Raw genomic sequence first — 17,000 nt, 5'->3', positions numbered from 1 at the left:
GCGCCGTACGGCTCAGTCGTCGTCTTCGCCGCCGCGCTGGCGCCAAACCTCGACGGAGACCTCGTCGACCGGCAGCGGGATCGGCGGCTCGGGCTTGGCGGCCTTGACCCACACCTCGTCGGCGCTGTACTCGTCAAGGAGCCGGTCGGCGATCGCGCTGCACAGCCGCTCCAGCGTCTTGTACGACCGCTGCTGGGCGACGAGCGAGACCGTGTTGCAGACCTCGCCGTAGTCGACGGTGTCCTCGACCATGTCGGTCACCGTCGCGTCGCAGTCGCCGACCTCCAGCCGGATGTCGAGCACCAGCCGCTGGCCGACCTCGCGCTCGGCGGCCGACACCCCGTGGTGCGTGTACAGCGACAGACCCCGGACCTCGATCGTCACCTCGGTCTGGTCGCCGCCGTCCTCGTCGAAGTCATCGTCTTCGACGTCGTCGGGCTCGAGGTCGTCATCCGGCTCGTTCTCAGGCGCCATCGCGCCCCAAAGTAGCACTCGCGATCGTCAACGCCTGATACGCCTCGGCGACGTCGTGCACGCGGAACACGCGTGCGCCGCGCTCGTAGGCGAGGACGTTGGCGGCGATCGTCCCGGGTACGCGTGCGTGGGGGTCCGGGGTGCCGGTCAGCTTGCCGATGAAGCCCTTGCGCGAGACGCCGATGACGATCCGGAAGCCGAGCGCCGCCAGCTCGTCGGTCCGCGCCAGCAGCTCGAGGTTGTGGGCGACGGTCTTGCCGAAGCCGATCCCGGGGTCGAGGTCGATCCGGTCCTCCCTGATGCCCTCGCGCACGGCGAACTCGGCGCGCTCGGTCAGGAACGCCTTGACGTCGTCGACGACGTCGGCGTAGCGCGGGTCGTCCTGCATCGTGCGCGGCTCGCCGAGCATGTGCATCAGGCAGCAGCGCGCTCCGCGATCCGCCGTGAGGCCGGCCATGTCGGGCTCGGCGCGGAACGCGGTGATGTCGTTGACGTAGGTCGCGCCCGCCTGCAGCGCGGCCTCGGCGACGTGGAGCTTGGTCGTGTCGATGGAGACGACGGTGTCTGGTCCGGCCGCGCGCGCCAGCGCGGCGACGACCGGCGTGGTCCGGCGCAGTTCCTCCTCCTCCGGGACCGGCAGCGCCCGCGGGCGCGTGGATTCGCCGCCGACGTCGAGGATCGCCGCGCCCTGCTGGGCGAGCTGGAGTCCGTGCGTCACCGCGGCGTCGCGGTCGTACCACTCGCCGCCGTCGGAGAACGAGTCCGGCGTGACGTTGACGACGCCCATGATCTCGAACGCTGTTGCCATCGCCACGGGACGATAAGAGGTGTCCACGATTGGACGCCTCGCCTCACGCGATCGGGGGATGGCGCCGACGAGGCCAACATGGACAGCTTCGCTCACCGGGACGCGGCGTCTGCAGCAGGGGAAAGTGACCCGCTGAGCGCCACCGACCGAGCGGACCTGCGCTGGGGGCTGGAGCGGATGCTGCTGGAGCAGGCGCGCGACGTGGACGCCGTCCGCTCCAGGGATCTGGCCCGGTCGCTGCAGCGCGCGCTGCGCCATCTGCCGGTCGTGATGCTGCACGACCGCCGCCTGCCGGGCGGGCTGCTCGCCGAGCACCTCGCGGTCGGACCGGGCGGCGTGACGGTCGTCGGCGGCTGGAGCCTGGCGGAGGTGATCCAGCCGCTGGCCGTCGAGCGCCTGCGCGGGATCTTCGGCGCGCGGGCCGAGCTGCTGCGCGACGGCGCCCTCGAGGACCGGACCGCGCTGGTCGCGCCGCTGCGGCAGCGCGCGGTGGCGATCCGGACCGCGCTCGACGACTACGCGCCGGTCGCGGCCGCGCTGTGCCTGGACGGCGAGGAGAGCGTCGAGCGGCTGCGGCCGCTGATCGTCGAGGGCGTCCTGATCGGCGGGCCGAAGGCCGTCGCCGAGCTGGCGGCGCGTGAGGGCGACCTGCAGGACTACGAGCTCAGCGCGCTGGTCGAGCTGCTCGACGCGATGCTGCCGCCCGCGCTCGGGAGCTGAGCGCGGCGCCGCGCGAGTGCCGGCGCGGGCGCGGGCGCGGCGGGCGCCGCGGGCGCGTCAGCGGCCCGGGACGTTGAAGGGGTCGTAGCCCTCGTCGTAGTCGGCGTCCTGGCCCGGGAGCTCCGGCTTCCGGGTCCAGTCCATGCGCCGGACCTGGCGGTCGCGGAAGTAGCGCTCGCGCTCTTCGCGGTCCTCGCGCGCGCGGCGGCGGGCGTAGATCTCGGACCACACGAGCAGCCCGACGCAGACGATCAGGAACGGCGCGGCGCCGTACGCGTGGGCGCCGAACGTGACGTAGGCGGCGGTGCCGCCGATGATGATCAGGAGCGCCTGCAGGCCTCCGGTGCGCGGGCCGTCATCCATCGTGTCGTGAGTTGTAGCGTGCGGCGCCGTGCTCGTCCTCCTGCCGCCCTCCGAGGGCAAGCGCGCGCCCGCGTCCGGCGCGCCCGTCGATGTCTCGTCGCTGACGTTCCCGGAGCTCGAAGCGCGCCGCGAGAAGGCGCTGCGGGCGCTGGTGAGGATGGCGTCGGGGAACCGGACGAGGGCGCTGGAGCACCTGGGGCTGAGCGCCGGCCAGGGCGCCGAGGTCGACCGCGACGCCGCGCTGCTCGACGCGCCCGCCGGCCCGGCCGGCGAGGTCTACACCGGCGTGTTGTTCCAGCACCTGGACCTGGCCTCACTGCCCGAGGCGGCGCTGGCCCGCGCCCGCGAGCACGTGCTGGTGTCCTCCGCCCTCTGGGGCGTCGTGGCCTTGGACGACCACATCCCCGCCTACCGGTTGTCGATCGGCTCCCGGATCCCGGCGCTGACCCGCTCCGGCCTCGCCGCCTGGTGGCGCCCGGCACTGACGTCGGTCCTGCCCGACGCACCCGGCGACCTCGTGGTCGACATGCGCTCCGGCGGCTACGCCGCGGCCTGGCGCCCGCGCGCGTCCACCCTGGTCGAGGTCAAGGCCTCGACCGCCGCCGGCAAGCCGATCTCCCACATGGCCAAGGCCGTCCGCGGCTCCGTGACCCGCGACCTGCTCCTGTCGCCCAAGCCGATCACCTCACCCGAGGACGTCGCCACCATCGCCGAACGCGGCGCCGACGTCGGCCGCGTCGAGCTGACCCCACCCGCCAAGCCCGGCGGCGCGCACGTCATCGACGTCATCGCAGCGGCGTAACCCTAGGCTCAGGCGCGCGAGCGCTGCGCGTCGATCCACCGCTCGATCGCCGCGACGCGGCCTTCGAGCATCTGCCTTTCGGAAGGCGGGATGCGCTCGAGGATCGTCGCCGGTGACACGCCCGCAGCGACGAGCGCGACGATCGTCACGTCTGCGTCCTCCCACGACGACGCCACCAGGTACGACGAGTCGCCGTCGTAGTCGAGCACACCGAAGCGAACGCTCTCACCGTCCGAACGGTCGATACGACCGGTCGCCTGATGCCCGATCCCACCGATCGAGTCCTCGAACGCGAAGAACCTCGCGCCGAGCGCCTCCCAATCGGCCCGCGTCAACGCGAGGACCGCAACCTGGTCGCCCGGCGGCGACTCGTGCCGGTCGTCCCAGACGACCGAAGTGCTAGCGGTTGATGACGGCGGCGGCATCGAGGAGGTCCTGGGTGATCCGGACGAAGGCTACCTGCAGCTTGCCGACTTCTCGACCGTCTGCGTCCCGCTCGATGCGGAAGTGCGACCCGGGCACGGTCCAATACGGTCGCATGCCCCACTCCCGATCGGGAGCCGTCAAGGCATAGAACTCGATCCCGCGCTCGCCGCTCCGGAGCCCGCGTCCATAGGCCTCCACCGCCGGCATCGCGACGCCATTCCGCATCCGCCCCCAGATCTCGCCGCTGAGCGCCTGCAGAACGGCGGTCGCATCGTCCTGCGACTCGCCGGGCGTCCGGAGGCGACAGAACGGTCCGAAGACCTTCGTCGCGAGATGGAGAGCGGCGGCCACGAGCGCACGATGCCACCAGTCGCTCAGAGTTCCTGCGTTTGACGCCGGATCGATGCAGCGCCGTCACGAAGTCTCCGCATTTGCAGCTCGTTCCTGCGCCGGTGCCGCAAGAAGCGTTGATGTCACCCCGCTGCGATCGCGAAGAGCGCGAGGGCCGCGTCACCACCCGCGACCACGCACCGATGGCGACACGCCCGCAGCACCGTCGACGTCGACCGCCCCGCGGCGGCCGCGCGACCGCCAGCGACGAGGCGCGTCTAGCGAGGGTCGTTAAACGCAACGCGCCCCGGCAAAGCCGGGGCGCGTTGGGTGAAGCTATGCGAGGCCGGGTCTCTCCGGTGCGTCGAGGCCGCGGGCTTCGACGCCGCCGCCGGCCAGGCCCGGGCGGGGCAGGGGGCGGGGGGCTTCGCGGCCGGCCTTGTCGGCCGGGGCCGCGGTGCCCGGAGGGGTGGACTCGTCGGGCGTCTCGTCGGGGCCGAAGACGTCCTCTTCGGTCTTGCCGTCGAGGAGCGCGACGAACTCCTCCTTCTCGATCGTCTCGCGCTTCAGGAGGATCTCCGAGATCACGGTGAGGTGCTCGCGGTGCTCCTCGAGGATGTCCTTCGCGCGCTGGTGGGCGCTCTCGACGATCCGGCGGATCTCGTCGTCGATCTCGCGAGCGATCTCGTCGGAGTAGTCCGGCTCGCTCGAGAACTCGCGACCCAGGAACGGCTGACCGTGGTCGTGGCCGAAGACGCGCGGGCCGAGCCGCTCGCTCATGCCGAACCGCATGACCATCTGCTTCGCGGTCGCGGTGACCTTCTCCAAGTCGTTGGAGGCGCCGGTCGTGATCTCCTGGAAGACGATCTCCTCCGCCGCGCGGCCACCCAGCGTCATCGCCATGGTGTCCTGCAGCTCGGCGCGCGTCGTGAGGAACTTGTCCTCCTGCGGCATCGAGATCGTGTACCCCAGCGCCTGGCCGCGCGAGATGATCGACACCTTGTGCACCGGGTCGGAGTGCTCGAGGAAGTGCCCGACGATCGCGTGGCCCATCTCGTGGTAGGCCGTGATGAGCCGTTCCTTCTCGCCCATCACACGGGTCTTCTTCTCGGGACCCGCGATCACGCGCATGATCCCCTCTTCGAGCTCGTTCTGCGTGATCTCGCGCTTGCCGTTGCGGGCGGCGAGCAGCGCAGCCTCGTTGACCAGGTTCGAGAGATCCGCGCCCGTGAAGCCTGGCGTCTGACCGGCGAGGTCGTCGACGTTGATCTCCTTGGCCAGCGGCTTGCCGCGCGTGTGGACCTCGAGGATCTTCGAGCGGCCCTTGCGGTCGGGGCGGTCGACGACGATCTGGCGGTCGAAGCGGCCCGGGCGCAGCAGCGCCGGGTCCAGGATGTCCGGGCGGTTGGTGGCGGCGATCAAGATGATGTTGTCCTTCATCTCGAAGCCGTCCATCTCGACGAGCAGCTGGTTCAGCGTCTGCTCGCGCTCGTCGTGCCCGCCGCCGAGACCGGCACCGCGGTGGCGACCCACCGCGTCGATCTCGTCCATGAAGATGATGCACGGGGAGTTCTGCTTGGCCTGCTCGAACAGGTCACGCACGCGCGAGGCGCCGACACCGACGAACATCTCGACGAAGTCCGAGCCGGAGATCGAGAAGAACGGCACGCCCGCCTCACCGGCGACCGCGCGCGCCAGCAGCGTCTTGCCGGTGCCCGGAGGCCCGTACAGCAGGACCCCCTTCGGGATCCGCGCCCCCAGCGCCTGGAACTTCTTCGGGTTCTCCAGGAACTCCTTGATCTCGTGGAGCTCCTCGACCGCCTCGTCCACGCCCGCGACGTCGCGGAACGTGATCTTCGGCGAGTCCACCGACATGCGCTTGGCCCGCGACTTGCCGAAGGACATCACCTTCGACCCGCCGCCTTGGACCTGGTTCATCAGGAAGATCCAGAACGCGATGAAGATCACGAAGGGCAGCACGTACGTCAGCAGCCCCAGTAGAGCCGACGACTTGCGTGGCTCCACGTCGTAGTTCTGGATGAACCCGTTCTTCTTGGCGACCTGCAGCTGGTTCTGCAGCGTCGAGACACCCTGGTCGGTGAAGCCGGTCTCGTACTTCTTGCCATCCGTCTGCGTGACCGCGACCACGTTGTCCTTGGTCTTCAGGTCGACGTTCTTGATGACGCCCTTCGTCTGAAGGTCTGCGACGAACTGGCCGTACGTGGGCGGCGCCTTCTGATCGCCCGTGGAGATCAGCTTCTGGGCGAAGAAGGCCAGCACCACCACGATCAGGATGGGGAAGGCGGCGCTCTTGAAGAACCTGCTCATGAGGGGTACGCGGACTGCTTTCGCATCGCTCGGGAAAGGCTTGAGGGTACCAGGGGCATCTGGGAAGCCCGTCCGGTTCGTCTAGCCATCCGTCAACGCTGCTACATACGGCAGGTTGCGGTAGCGCTCGGCCACGTCCAGGCCGTACCCGATCGCGAACTTGTCGGGGATCTCGAAGCCCACGTACCGCGTGGGCAGCTCGACCTTCCGGCGGTCCGGCTTGGTCAGCAGCGCGCACACCTCCAGCGACGCCGGCTTGCGCGACCCGAGGTTGCGCATCAGGTACTGCAGCGTCAGCCCGGAGTCCACGATGTCCTCGACGATCAGGACATCACGGCCGGCGATCGGCCGGTCGAGGTCCTTGAGGATCCGGACGACCCCGGAGGAGTCGGTCTCCGACCCGTACGACGAGACGGCCATGAAGTCCACCTCGCACGGGATCTCGATGTGGCGCATGAGGTCGGCCAGGAAGAAGACCGCCCCCTTGAGGACGCACACGAGCAGCAGGTCCTTGCCCGCGTAGTCGGCCGAGATCTGCTGGCCGATCTCGCGCACCTTCTGCTTGAGGTCGTCGGGCTGGACGAGGATCTCGCCGATCTGTGGGTCCCGCATGGGCCGGGGACGCTAACGCTTCGGCTCGCGCGCGGGGGTGCGCCCCACCCGGACGGTCCCGGAGACCACCGCCGCGCGGGCCCCGTCGCCCAGGTCCAGCAGGCCGTTGGGGCCCAGTGCAAGAACGTCGTCAAGGCGCGTCGCGGCCCGCGCGCAGAGCGTCCCGGTGGCGTCCTCGGCCAGCCGCCGCAGGACCAGCCGGGCCAGCGCGGGTGGCAGCGCCGCGAGCCGATCACGCGCGATCGAGGCGCCGTCGGGCTCCAGCTCGCGCGCGACGACCTCGTCGAGCACCGCCGCCTCCTCGCGCAGCAGCGCCGCGGTCCGCAGGACGTTGACCTCGGCGCGCTCGTCGACCGCGCGCAGGGCGGGCAGGAGGTCCTCCCGGACGCGCGCCCGCGCGAAGGCGCGGTCGAGGTTCGACGCGTCCTCGCGCCACGCCAGCCCGCGGTCCAGGCACCACGTCGCGGTCTCGGCGCGCGTGACCTCGGCGGCCAGCAGCGGCCGGACGAGCAGGCCGCGTGCGGCCTCCATCCCCAGCAGCGCCCGCCGCCCGGGCGAGACGGCCAACCGGTACATGATGGTCTCGACCTGGTCGCTGAGCGTGTGGCCGACGGCGAGCCGCGCGTCCGGCCGGAACGCCTGGACCGCCGCCGCGCCGCGCGCGTAGCGGACGTCGCGCGCCCAGGCCTGGAGGTTCCCTGAGCCTTCCGGCCTTGCGACATGTACTACATCTAGGTGCACGCCCAGCCTGTCGCACAACGCGACGCACCACTCCCGGTCCGCGTCCGAGGCGACGCCCCGGAGCCCGTAGTCGACGTGCACCGCGCGGACGCGCTCCGCGCCCAGGAGCACCACCGCGAGGTCGAGCAGCGCCGTCGAGTCCCGCCCGCCCGAGAGCAGCACCACCACCGGGCCGTCGAGCAGCCCGGTCGCCCGGACGCGCTCGACGAGATCAGCCACGGCGGCGTCCCCTCCGCCGCCGCTCCCCCTGGCGCGCCAGGAACAGCTCGGTCGCCTCCGTGAAGCCCTTCAGGCGCACCTCGCCGATCCGGTCGAAGGCCAGCCCGGGACGCGCAGCGTCCTTGACCGGCCGCGTGACCAGCACCTCGCCGCCCGCCGCCCGCGCCGCCACGCGCGAGGCCTGGTTGACCTCGCGGCCGTAGTAGTCGCCGTCGCGGTACAGCGTCTCGCCGTAGTGCATGCCGATCCGCGGCAGCGGCCGCTGCGCGACGTCGCGCTGGAACGTCACCGCCCAGTCCAGCAGCGCGCCCGGATCGGACCCGACGACCATCACCTCGTCGCCGATCGTCTTGATGATCCGCGCGTCGTCGGGCAGCGACAGCTCGACATGCTCCACGAACCGCTCCACGGCGCTGACCGCCTCCTCGTCGCCGACCTCCTCGGTCAGCCTCGTGTAGCCCGCGAGGTCGGCGAACGCGATCGCCACGCGCAGGCGCCCGAGGTCCAGCGGCCCGTCGCCGAGGTCGGCCTCCATGTGGCCGATCACGTCCTGCTCGATGAAGTGCTGCAGGAACCGGTTGTGCGCGTGGTCCATGATCGGCGAGGCCAGCGGCAGGATCTCCCGCGCCAGGCCGGCCATCTCCTCGGCCATCTCCCACCCCGGGACGCCGTCGCGCATCAGCGGCTCGTGCACGTACAGGTGGAACAGCCGGACCTCCGCGTCGGCGATCTGCGACATCGCGGTCCCGTAGACCCGGACCAGCTGCAGGAACGCCACCAGCGGCAGCCCCGCCGCCAGCACCGCCGCGGCATAGCGGAGCAATTGGACGTCGTCATCGGTCAGATGGTCCAGGCCGCCCTGCGCGCCGAACCCCATCGACATGAAGATGCGCTCGATCAGCGCCGGCTCCAGCCCGGTCTCACGCGCCGCGCGCTCCAGCGTCCAGTGCGCGGGCGCGTCGGGCAGCAGGCCCTCGATGTAGGACGACGCGAGCTTGCCGGACTCCGTCGCCTCCCGGATCTCCTGCAGCGAGAACCCGCGCTCGCGCAGCCGCGCGACCACGCGCGCGCTCGCCAGCGTCGCCGCGGACGGCAGCCCGTCGTCGCCCAGCGTCACCAGCCCGGACGACACCCAGCGCCGCAGCGTCGACGGCGTCACGCCGACACGGCGCGCGACGTCGGGCAGCGTCAGCGTCTCGGGCAGCTCGTCGCTCACCCGACCCACCTCATATCAGCGGCGGGATCCCGGTGGAGATCCCGCCGCCCGCGGGCACGGCCCGCGACGAGGCCGACGGCGCTCGTCCACGACTGGGCGGCACCTTGCGGGTGTGATCGAGCCACCCACTTTGCGACCTGCTTCTGACTCCTATGGGTACTCCGACCGGAGCGCGAAGTCAACGTCATCGGAACGCTCCCTGACGCTCGATCAGGTTGTCGTACACCATGCTCTGGATCCGGCCGCGCACGTCCTCGGCGATCTCCAGGACCGTCGCGCGGTCGTCGGCGTCCTCCGGCCCGAGCCCGCCGAGCTCGATCGGCGCGCCGAACGCGAGCCGCCAGCGCGACGGCAGCGGGATCGCGCCGAACGGGCCGAGCAGCGGGAACGTGGGTGTGATCGGCATGTACGGCGCGCCGAGCAGCCTCGCCACGCCCGGAATCTCGCCCAGCTTGGGGTAGATCTCCTCGCTGCCGACGACCGCGCACGGGACGATCGGCGCGCCCGTGCGCAGCGCCAGCTCCACGAACCCGCCGCGCCCGAAGCGCTGCAGGCGGTAGCGCTCCGACCACGGCTTGCCGACGCCCTTGGCGCCCTCCGGGAAGACCATCACGAGGTGGTCCTGCTCCAGCAGCCGCAGCGCGTTGTAGGGGCTGGCCGGGACGCCGCCACCGCGCCGGATCGCCACCGACGCCCACGGCAGCCCGAAGGCCCAATCCAAAACCAGGAACCGCGGGTCCCGCGACACGCCCGCGCGGCGCAGCGCGAGCGCCATCATCGTCGCGTCCCACGGCAGCACGCCCGCGTGGTTGGCCACCAACAACGCACGCCCCTCGCGCGGGACGTGCTCGGTCCCCGTCGCGGTCACGCGCCACCAGCGGTCGTACAAGAACGACAACAACGGCGCGGCGGCGTCGGCGAACTCGGGGTCGAAGCCCCACTCGTCCTCGTCGTACTCGCCGCGCAGGCGCTTGGCGACGACGTCGGCCGCGCGGCCCAGCTCGCGGACGAGCCCGAGGCCGAGCATCACGCCACCACCTTGTTGTCGTCCTTGATCGCGGAGGCGACCGCGTCGATCGCCTCGGCCGTCGTATGGGTCGGAACGAACCTCAGCTCCCGCTTCATCCGCGTGGTGTCGACGCCGCGCCCGTGGCGCAGGTAGCGGATCACGTCGTCCTGCAGCGCCGGGACCAGCCCGGCGCGCGCCAGCGCGCTCACCGTCGGCGCGTAGAGCGGCCCGGCGATCGGCAGCGCGCGCTTGCCCAGCCGCCGCAGCGACCGCGCCAGCGAGACCGTGCCGTCGCCCGCCACGTTGACCGCGCCGCGCACCGGCCGGTCGACCGCGGCGGCCAGCGCGCCGATCGCGTCCTCGTCGAGCAGGAACTGCAGGCGCGGGTCGAAGCCCAGGAACGTCGGGACGACCGGCGCCGCGAAGAGCTTCATGATCGGCGACGTCAGCCCGCGGCCGATGATCGGCTGCATCCGCAGTACGCAGCAGACGACCGCGGGATGGCGGCGCGCGAACGCCTCGATCAGGCGCTCCAGCTCGGCGACGTCGCGCTGGAAGCGCGTGGTCAGCACGCCGCGGCGCGCGAGCGACTCGGTGAAGAACGCGGGCGCGTCGGGGGCCGAGCCGTAGATCGCGGCGCTGCCCCTGACGACGACCGCCTGCAGCTGGGGCAGGTGGTCGCAGGCCGCCAGCAGCTGGAGCGTCCCGATGACGTTGAGGTCGTGCAGCGCGCGGGCGCTGCGCCCCGGCTCCGGGAACTGGACGATGTCCTGGTGGACGACGACGTGCGGCGCCGCCACCTTCAGGATCTGCTGGAGGTCGGAGCGGCGCAGGTCCGCCTCGACGTAGGTGATGCGCTCGGCCAGCGGCGCGGGCGGCCGGCGCGAGTCCAGGCCGATGACGTGCTCGACCGACGGGTCGGCGGCCAGGCGCGCGGCGACGCGCGCGCCCAGCGGACCGGACACGCCCGTGACGAGGACGCGGCGCGTCGGGAGCACCACCGTGCGCTAGGCGGCGGGCTCGTCGCCGCCGGTCGCCGGCGGCTTGCGGGCGGCGGTGCGGCGTGCGGTGGGCCTCGCGGCGCCGGCGGCCGGCCTGCGCGCGGGGGCGCGGCGCCTGGGCGCCGGCCTGGGCGCGGCGGCCGCGGTCTCCAGCTCGGCGACGCGCGCCTCGAGCTTCTCGACCTGCGCGCGCAGCGCGGTGAGGTCGTCGAACGTCGGGCCGGACGCGGTTGCGCCGCCGCCCGACCCAGGCGTCGCGGAGCTGCGCAGGCCCTCGACCGCCTCGCGGACGCGGGTCGCCGCGGCGGCCGCCTCGGGCGAGCCGAGCGTCTCCCGGACCCTCGTCGCGGCCGCGACGAGGTCCTCGTCGGCGATCAGCGACGCACGCAGGCGCGTCGCGGCACCGACGAGCTCGTCGGCCAGCTCCTGCGCGCGCTTTCCGACCGGTGCGGCACCCTGAGCGGTCGCCCCGAAGGCGCCCTCGACGGCGGCGCGCAGCTGGTCGGCACGCGAGGTGGCCGCGTCGGCGGCGGCCTTCTCCTTCTTGGACTTCTTCGCCATGGCTCGGTGAGTCTATGCCCGCTCGGCCCGCCCGTACACTCGCCGCCCTCATGCCCGCCGCGCCGTTCCACCTCCGCCCCGTCGCCACCGTCGCGCCCCGCGCGCTGCTGCCCGGCGACCCGGGCCGCGCGCTGGCGCTCGCGCAGGTCGTGCTCGGCGACGACCGCAAGATGCTCAACCATCACCGCGGGCTCTGGGGCTACACGGGAACGGCGAGCGACGGGGAGCTGCTGTCGATCCAGGCGACCGGGATGGGCGGGCCGAGCGCCGCGATCGTCCTCGAGGAGCTGGCCGGCCTCGGCGTGGCGACGATGGTCCGCGTCGGGACCGCGCGCGCCGTCGACCCGGAGCTGAAGCTCGGCGAGCTGGTCGCGGTGACCGGCGTGCTCGCGCAGGACGGCGTGTCGTCCGCGCTCGGCTTCAACGGCGACGGCGCGCCGCTGCGCCTGGAGATCGTCGCCGACGCCACCGACCGCGCCGGCCTCGTCGCCTCCCACGACCTCCTCTACGCGCCCGACGCCGAGGCGCGCACCGCCGAGTGGCTCGCCGCGGGCGTCCTGGCGGCCGATCTGGAGACCGGTGCGCTGGCAACCCTTGCCAACCGGCACGGGATCGCGTTCGGCGCCGTCGTCGCGATCGCGGTCGACGCGACCGGCGCCCGCCTCGACGACGAGCAGCAGGCGGCGGCGGGCGAAGCCGCGGGCCGCGCCGCCGCCGCAGCGCTCGGCCTGGACGGGTAGTCACCACACCGCCGTGCGGCTATCCGCACCGCGCGACACCTGTTCGCCGAATGGATCGGTCACCAGACCTTCGGCACTATCCGTTGCAGCAAGTCACTGCATCCAAGCCGCCGCCGGGGAGCCTCCTCCTCCTGTCACACCCCGGCGGCGGCGCTCCTCCCCAACTCGACACCCACTGGCTGCAGCCAACCGGCGCCCGCCTGCCCGCTTCATCCCCCGGGCGGGCGGGCTCCGAAATCCCGGGCTCCGAATTCCCGGGCGCCGAGAACTCCCCTCTCCCCGAAGCAGCTAAGAAGACTTCCTGGCGGCCGCGCTCCTCCTCGGCGGGGTCGCCGGAAGCTTCTTGCGCACGGCCTCGACCTCGTTGCCGAGCTTCTCCAGCGCGGCCTCGATCCCGGTGAGGCGCTCGTCCAGCTGGGCGCTGGCCTGCAGCGCGGCGAGGCGCTCGTCGAGGCGGTCGACGCCGTCCTCGATCCCCTCCAGCCGCTGCGACAGCGAGCGAACGCGGCGCGTCAGGCGCTCCAGGTCGGCGGCCGACGGCAGGTTCAGCGCGCCCATCGCGGCCTCCTGGGCCTGCACGGCCTTCTCCCGCGCGTCGAACGCGCCGGCCAGCGCCTTGTGGACCAGCGGCGACTCCATCAGCTGCTGGGCGATCTGCCCGAGCGCGTCCTCGCCCTGCCTCTTGATCTGCCCGCGGAGCCCGTCGGCGCCGGTGTTCTCAGTCTGTTCACTCAATGTTCCGCCCTCTGCGGTTGGATGCTCACCCGTGGACGGCAGACCGTACCCGGCCCGTGCGTCCGCTCAAAACCCTCAGGCTCAAGTCGAGCCTCACATCGCGATTCCGCGCTCAGCTCGTCGCAACTTCACGCCGAGTGCGGACGTCGAGTCTTCAAGTCCGGCGCCGCATCGGCCGATCTCCGAGCTGACGGCCCCTCCTGGACCGGTCCCGACTTGGGTACCAGCCACGAGTCGGTTGCGGTTTGCACATCCAGAAACATGCAAGTAGCGTCCTGCACCCCCGATCGGATCCCCTTGGTAGGGTCACGCCGCGACAGCGGCGCGGTCGGTCCTGATCGGGTCGCGGGAGGAGAGCACCACTTTTCATGAGACGGCGCAAGCTGCTGATCGGACTGATGTCCGCCGGAGCATTCACGGCGGGCTTTGGCGCTGCCGTCTTCCCGGCGTCGGCTGACCTACGCACCATCACGGTGACGCTGCTCGGCGGCCAGACCGTGACGGTCCAGGTCGACGACACCACCTCCACCACGACGCCCGCGGCGGCGCCGACGGACACGTCCACGGGCCCGTCCGTCTCCACGCCCGTCGCGTCGGTGACCGCGGACACGCCCGCGCCCGCCCCCGCGGACACCGGGACCTCGTCGTCGCCGTCCGCGCCCGCGGACGCCACGCAGACGACCCAGACCTCCACGCCGCCCGCGTCCGCGCCCACGAGCGCGACGCCCAGCAGCGACCCGACGTCCGCCACGCCCGGCACGTCGTCGTCCCCCGCGACCTCCGCGGTCCCGGGCGCGACCGACTCCGGCCCCTCGGCCTCCGCCGGCGGCCAGCAGGCGCAGGACACGATCGGCAAGGCGCTGCGCAAGGCGACCGGCGAGGACGCGAAGTCCAAGAGGGACAAGGCCGACGGCCAGCCGACCGCCACCGACGACCGCCAGGCCGACGGCGTCCCGACCGCCGCCAACCCCACCTTCTCGCAGGCGCTCCCGGGCGCCGCCGCGATCGGCGTCCCGAACTTCTTCATCGACAAGTTCCGGATCCCGCCCTTCCTGCTCCCGATCTACCAGGCCGCCGGCATCGAGTACGGCGTGCGCTGGGAGGTCCTGGCCGGCATCAACGAGATCGAGACCGACTACGGCCGGAACCTCAACGTCTCGACCGCCGGCGCCCTGGGCTGGATGCAGTTCATGCCGTCCACGTGGAAGCAGTACGGCGTCGACGCCAACCACGACGGCAAGAAGGACCCGTACAACCCGGTCGACGCGATCTTCGCCGCCGCGCGCTACCTGAAGGCCGCCGGCGCCGACACCGACGTCCGCAAGGCGATCTTCTCCTACAACCACGCCGACTGGTACGTCGACTCGGTCCTGATGCGCGCCCGCCTGATCGGCGGCATGCCGACCGACCTCGTCGGCTCGCTCACGGGCCTGACGCAGGGCCGCTTCCCGGTCGCCGCCAAGGCCACCTACGCGGACGACCTGACCGAGCGCGACATCAACAGGAAGATCGCCAAGGGTCACAACGCCGCGGTCCCGGTCGACGCCAACACGTCCCGGCGCGGCATCAACATCTACGCCAAGGCCGGCTCGCCCGCGATCGCCACGCAGGACGGCAAGGTCGTCAAGGTCGGCAAGACCAAGCGCCTCGGCCGCTTCATCCAGCTCCAGGACGTCTACGGCAACACCTACACGTACGCGCACCTCAAGAAGGTCGCCGACGCGTACGCCGTGCCGAAGGCCGAGAAGGTCACCAAGGCCGAGGTCAACAAGGAGCTCGGGCTCGCCAAGAGGAAGGACGCCAAGCCGACGCAGGCCGCGTCCGCCGGCAGCCAGCCGAAGGCGAAGACCGCCGCCAAGACCAGCGACGCCGAGGCCAAGGACCGGACCGAGACCAACGCGCAGGAGGCCACCTCCCCCGCCGCGGCCACCGGCACCGGCACCAAGGAGGTCCTGAGCGCGGCCGACGTCACCGGCGGCGCCAAGGAGCGCGCGTTCGCCAACCCGTCGCGCCCCGCCTCCTACCAGTCCGGCGGCGAGGAGCAGCTCCTCAACGGCGAGTTCCAGAACGGCTCGACGAGCTACCAGGCGCAGTTCACCAAGGTCCTGGGCCTGGACTCCAAGGACGTCACGATCAAGAAGCTGAAGGTCGGCTCCAAGGTCGTCGCGGGCACGCTCCTCGGGCGCATCGGCAAGACCGAGAAGCACGTCGCGCCCCACCTCCTCTTCGAGATCCGCCCGGCGGGCAAGGGCGCGCCGCGGGTCGACCCGAAGCCGATCCTCGACGGCTGGAAGCTGCTCGAGTCGACCGCGATCTACCGCGCCGCGGGCAAGAACCCGTTCTTCGGCCCGGACGCGAAGAACCCGTCGATCGGCCAGATCCTCCTGATGAGCAAGGAGTCGCTGCAGCACGAGGTGCTCAACGACTCGCGCATCGAGGTCTACGACTGCGGCCGCCGCGACATCCAGGCCGGCAACATCGACCGCCGCGTGCTCGCGACGCTCGAGTTCCTCGCCGCCTCGGGCCTGAAGCCCACCGTCTCCGCGCTGGAGTGCGGCCACTCCCTGATGACGACCTCGGGCAACGTGTCCGAGCACTCGTCCGGCAACGCGGTCGACATCGCGGCAATCAACGGGATCCCGATCCTCGGCCACCAGGGCGAGGGCTCGATCACCGACATGACGATCCGCCGCCTGCTGACGCTGCAGGGCACGATGAAGCCGCACCAGATCATCTCGCTGATGACGTTCGACGGCGCGGACAACACGCTCTCGCTGCCGGATCACGCGGATCACATCCACGTCGGCTTCCGCCCCGAGCTCGGCTCGGACTCGAAGGCCGACCGCCAGCTCAACGCGGCCCTGAAGCCGAAGCAGTGGATCAAGCTGATCAACCGCCTCGGCTCGATCGACAACCCGACGGTGCCGACCACGCCGTCGAAGTACGCGATCGACGACCCCAAGCCGAAGACGACGACCACCGAGTCGTCGGCCAAGAAGTCCTCCGGGAAGTAGTCCGCTGGACGCGCCGCCCGCCCCAGGGTCCCGGTTCCGGTTCGTCCAGCTGGAGCTGCCCTGGGTGCTCGGCCCCGCCGACGGGCGCTACGTCCTGCGCGGGCACGCGGGCGAGCCGGAGCACGTCCTCGTCCTCGAGACGATCGGCGCGCCGGCCAAGAAGCGCCGCGGGATGTTCGGCCGCGGCGGCAGGCGCGACGGCGGCCGCGCCGAGCCCTCCCCCGCGATCTCGTCGGTCCCGGTGTCGGTCGCGACGCTCGTCGGCGCGCAGCCGCTGGGCGACCTGGACGACGCCGCCGCGTGGTTGACCGGCGTCGACCTGGAGGCCGAGGTCGCCACGGCGGTCGACGTCCTCAACCGCGTCCTGCACGCCCAGCGCGTCGTCCGCGCCGACCCGTTCGTGCGCGAGATCGCCGCCGAGCAGGCGCTGGCGATCCGGGTCGGCACCGGCTCCGGCGACGAGGTCGCCCACGGCCACTGGGAGGACGCGAAGTACGTGGACCCGCGCGCGCTGGAGGTCGAGCGCCGCCTCCACGCGCTGCGCCCGCAGGAGCGCTTCGCGGCGCTGCTGGCCGGGCGCGACGTCGCGCTGGCCTGCGAGGAGCTGACGCTGCGCGCCCGCCTGGACCTCGACCGCGGCCGCACGCGCGAGGCGGCGCTGCAGGTCCGGGTCGCGCTGGAGGCGGCGCTGAGCGAGCTGCAGGCCTGGACGCACCACAAGGAGATGGCGCGGCGGCTCGCCGAGCTGCGCGAGGAGCGCGGCCCGATCGGCGCCGCCGCCAACCGCGCGCTGGAGGGCGGGCTGGAGCCCGCGCAGATCGAGGACGTGCAGCGCACGGTCGAGCGGCTGGAGGCGGCGCTGGCCGCCCGGGTGGCCGGCGGCATCGAGTAGTAGAACTCG

General features: G+C 72.2%; 18 protein-coding genes. 5 read left to right on the top strand and 13 right to left on the bottom strand.

The window, feature by feature from the left end; translation table 11 throughout:
* Nucleotides 1-12: 12 nt before the first annotated feature.
* A complete protein-coding gene (gene folB, locus H030_RS0108775; protein WP_027005845.1) occupies nt 13-474 on the bottom strand; it encodes a dihydroneopterin aldolase in 462 nt (153 codons plus the stop codon).
* Entirely contained in the window at nt 464-1,282 is an 819-nt protein-coding gene (gene folP / locus H030_RS0108770; RefSeq protein ID WP_027005844.1) for a dihydropteroate synthase, read from the bottom strand. Before folP ends, folB begins: the two co-directional genes overlap by 11 nt.
* Nucleotides 1,283-1,360: 78 nt before the next feature.
* On the opposite strand from folP, the gene H030_RS0108765 reads away from it, so the two are divergent.
* Nucleotides 1,361-2,002, top strand: coding sequence for a hypothetical protein (locus H030_RS0108765; RefSeq protein ID WP_155891931.1), 642 nt, complete (start codon nt 1,361-1,363; stop codon nt 2,000-2,002).
* Between the two features lie 57 nt (nt 2,003-2,059).
* On the opposite strand, the gene H030_RS0108760 is transcribed toward H030_RS0108765, so the two are convergent.
* Nucleotides 2,060-2,365 (bottom strand): hypothetical protein, encoded by a 306-nt coding sequence (locus H030_RS0108760; RefSeq protein WP_027005842.1) that lies wholly within the window; start codon nt 2,363-2,365, stop codon nt 2,060-2,062.
* A 28-nt stretch (nt 2,366-2,393) separates the two neighbouring features.
* Between H030_RS0108760 and H030_RS0108755 the strand changes: the two genes are divergently transcribed.
* On the top strand, nt 2,394-3,167 hold the full coding sequence (locus tag H030_RS0108755) for a YaaA family protein (RefSeq protein ID WP_027005841.1): 774 nt from the start codon (nt 2,394-2,396) through the stop codon (nt 3,165-3,167).
* A gap of 8 nt (nt 3,168-3,175) precedes the next feature.
* Here H030_RS0108755 and H030_RS0108750 read toward each other — a convergent pair whose 3' ends face one another.
* The 9 genes from H030_RS0108750 to H030_RS0108710 form a co-directional block, all read right to left on the bottom strand.
* Nucleotides 3,176-3,502: a hypothetical protein gene (locus H030_RS0108750; protein ID WP_155891930.1), complete on the bottom strand. Its 327-nt coding sequence runs from the start codon at nt 3,500-3,502 to the stop codon at nt 3,176-3,178.
* Between the two features lie 64 nt (nt 3,503-3,566).
* A complete protein-coding gene (locus tag H030_RS0108745; protein ID WP_027005839.1) occupies nt 3,567-3,944 on the bottom strand; it encodes a hypothetical protein in 378 nt (125 codons plus the stop codon).
* A gap of 315 nt (nt 3,945-4,259) precedes the next feature.
* Nucleotides 4,260-6,251: an ATP-dependent zinc metalloprotease FtsH gene (gene ftsH, locus H030_RS0108740; RefSeq protein ID WP_027005838.1), complete on the bottom strand. Its 1,992-nt coding sequence runs from the start codon at nt 6,249-6,251 to the stop codon at nt 4,260-4,262.
* Nucleotides 6,252-6,332: 81 nt separating this feature from the next.
* A complete protein-coding gene (gene hpt, locus H030_RS0108735; RefSeq protein WP_027005837.1) occupies nt 6,333-6,863 on the bottom strand; it encodes a hypoxanthine phosphoribosyltransferase in 531 nt (176 codons plus the stop codon).
* Nucleotides 6,864-6,875: 12 nt separating this feature from the next.
* On the bottom strand, nt 6,876-7,823 hold the full coding sequence (tilS, locus tag H030_RS30525) for a tRNA lysidine(34) synthetase TilS (protein WP_051222100.1): 948 nt from the start codon (nt 7,821-7,823) through the stop codon (nt 6,876-6,878).
* Nucleotides 7,816-9,039, bottom strand: coding sequence for an adenylate/guanylate cyclase domain-containing protein (locus H030_RS0108725; protein ID WP_231398390.1), 1,224 nt, complete (start codon nt 9,037-9,039; stop codon nt 7,816-7,818). The genes tilS and H030_RS0108725 overlap by 8 nt, the downstream gene beginning before the upstream one ends.
* Before the next feature lie 184 nt (nt 9,040-9,223).
* Nucleotides 9,224-10,066, bottom strand: coding sequence for a lysophospholipid acyltransferase family protein (locus H030_RS30520; RefSeq protein WP_051222098.1), 843 nt, complete (start codon nt 10,064-10,066; stop codon nt 9,224-9,226).
* Nucleotides 10,066-11,046 carry an NAD-dependent epimerase/dehydratase family protein gene (locus H030_RS30515; RefSeq protein WP_051222096.1) on the bottom strand — a complete coding sequence of 327 codons (981 nt, stop codon included), beginning with the start codon at nt 11,044-11,046 and terminating at the stop codon, nt 10,066-10,068. Before H030_RS30515 ends, H030_RS30520 begins: the two co-directional genes overlap by 1 nt.
* A gap of 9 nt (nt 11,047-11,055) precedes the next feature.
* Nucleotides 11,056-11,610, bottom strand: a complete 555-nt coding sequence (locus H030_RS0108710) for a hypothetical protein (protein WP_027005835.1) — start codon at nt 11,608-11,610, stop codon at nt 11,056-11,058.
* Between the two features lie 50 nt (nt 11,611-11,660).
* Between H030_RS0108710 and H030_RS30510 the strand changes: the two genes are divergently transcribed.
* Nucleotides 11,661-12,350, top strand: a complete 690-nt coding sequence (locus H030_RS30510) for a hypothetical protein (RefSeq protein ID WP_051222094.1) — start codon at nt 11,661-11,663, stop codon at nt 12,348-12,350.
* 288 nt (nt 12,351-12,638) lie between these two features.
* Here the strand turns inward: H030_RS30510 and H030_RS30505 are convergent, their stop codons facing one another.
* Nucleotides 12,639-13,085 (bottom strand): hypothetical protein, encoded by a 447-nt coding sequence (locus tag H030_RS30505; RefSeq protein WP_051222092.1) that lies wholly within the window; start codon nt 13,083-13,085, stop codon nt 12,639-12,641.
* A 398-nt stretch (nt 13,086-13,483) separates the two neighbouring features.
* Between H030_RS30505 and H030_RS36720 the strand changes: the two genes are divergently transcribed.
* Together H030_RS36720 and H030_RS0108690 are read left to right on the top strand one after the other, a co-directional pair.
* A complete protein-coding gene (locus H030_RS36720; RefSeq protein WP_196809052.1) occupies nt 13,484-16,099 on the top strand; it encodes a lytic murein transglycosylase in 2,616 nt (871 codons plus the stop codon).
* A 64-nt stretch (nt 16,100-16,163) separates the two neighbouring features.
* Entirely contained in the window at nt 16,164-16,991 is an 828-nt protein-coding gene (locus H030_RS0108690; protein WP_027005833.1) for a hypothetical protein, read from the top strand.
* The last annotated feature ends 9 nt before the right edge of the window (nt 16,992-17,000 follow it).

Source organism: Conexibacter woesei Iso977N, assembly GCF_000424625.1.
GTDB lineage: Bacteria > Actinomycetota > Thermoleophilia > Solirubrobacterales > Solirubrobacteraceae > Baekduia > Baekduia woesei_A.
This window is presented reverse-complemented; position numbering and strand designations above follow the sequence as displayed.

Coding starts and splice junctions, on each gene's coding strand:
- H030_RS0108710 (WP_027005835.1), bottom strand. CDS start 11,610: ATGGCGAAGAAGTCCAAGAAGGAGAAGGCCGCCGCCGACGCGGCCACC.
- ftsH (WP_027005838.1), bottom strand. CDS start 6,251: ATGAGCAGGTTCTTCAAGAGCGCCGCCTTCCCCATCCTGATCGTGGTG.
- H030_RS36720 (WP_196809052.1), top strand. CDS start 13,484: ATGTCCGCCGGAGCATTCACGGCGGGCTTTGGCGCTGCCGTCTTCCCG.
- H030_RS0108765 (WP_155891931.1), top strand. CDS start 1,361: ATGGACAGCTTCGCTCACCGGGACGCGGCGTCTGCAGCAGGGGAAAGT.
- folP (WP_027005844.1), bottom strand. CDS start 1,282: ATGGCAACAGCGTTCGAGATCATGGGCGTCGTCAACGTCACGCCGGAC.
- hpt (WP_027005837.1), bottom strand. CDS start 6,863: ATGCGGGACCCACAGATCGGCGAGATCCTCGTCCAGCCCGACGACCTC.
- H030_RS0108760 (WP_027005842.1), bottom strand. CDS start 2,365: ATGGATGACGGCCCGCGCACCGGAGGCCTGCAGGCGCTCCTGATCATC.
- folB (WP_027005845.1), bottom strand. CDS start 474: ATGGCGCCTGAGAACGAGCCGGATGACGACCTCGAGCCCGACGACGTC.
- H030_RS30510 (WP_051222094.1), top strand. CDS start 11,661: ATGCCCGCCGCGCCGTTCCACCTCCGCCCCGTCGCCACCGTCGCGCCC.
- H030_RS30520 (WP_051222098.1), bottom strand. CDS start 10,066: ATGCTCGGCCTCGGGCTCGTCCGCGAGCTGGGCCGCGCGGCCGACGTC.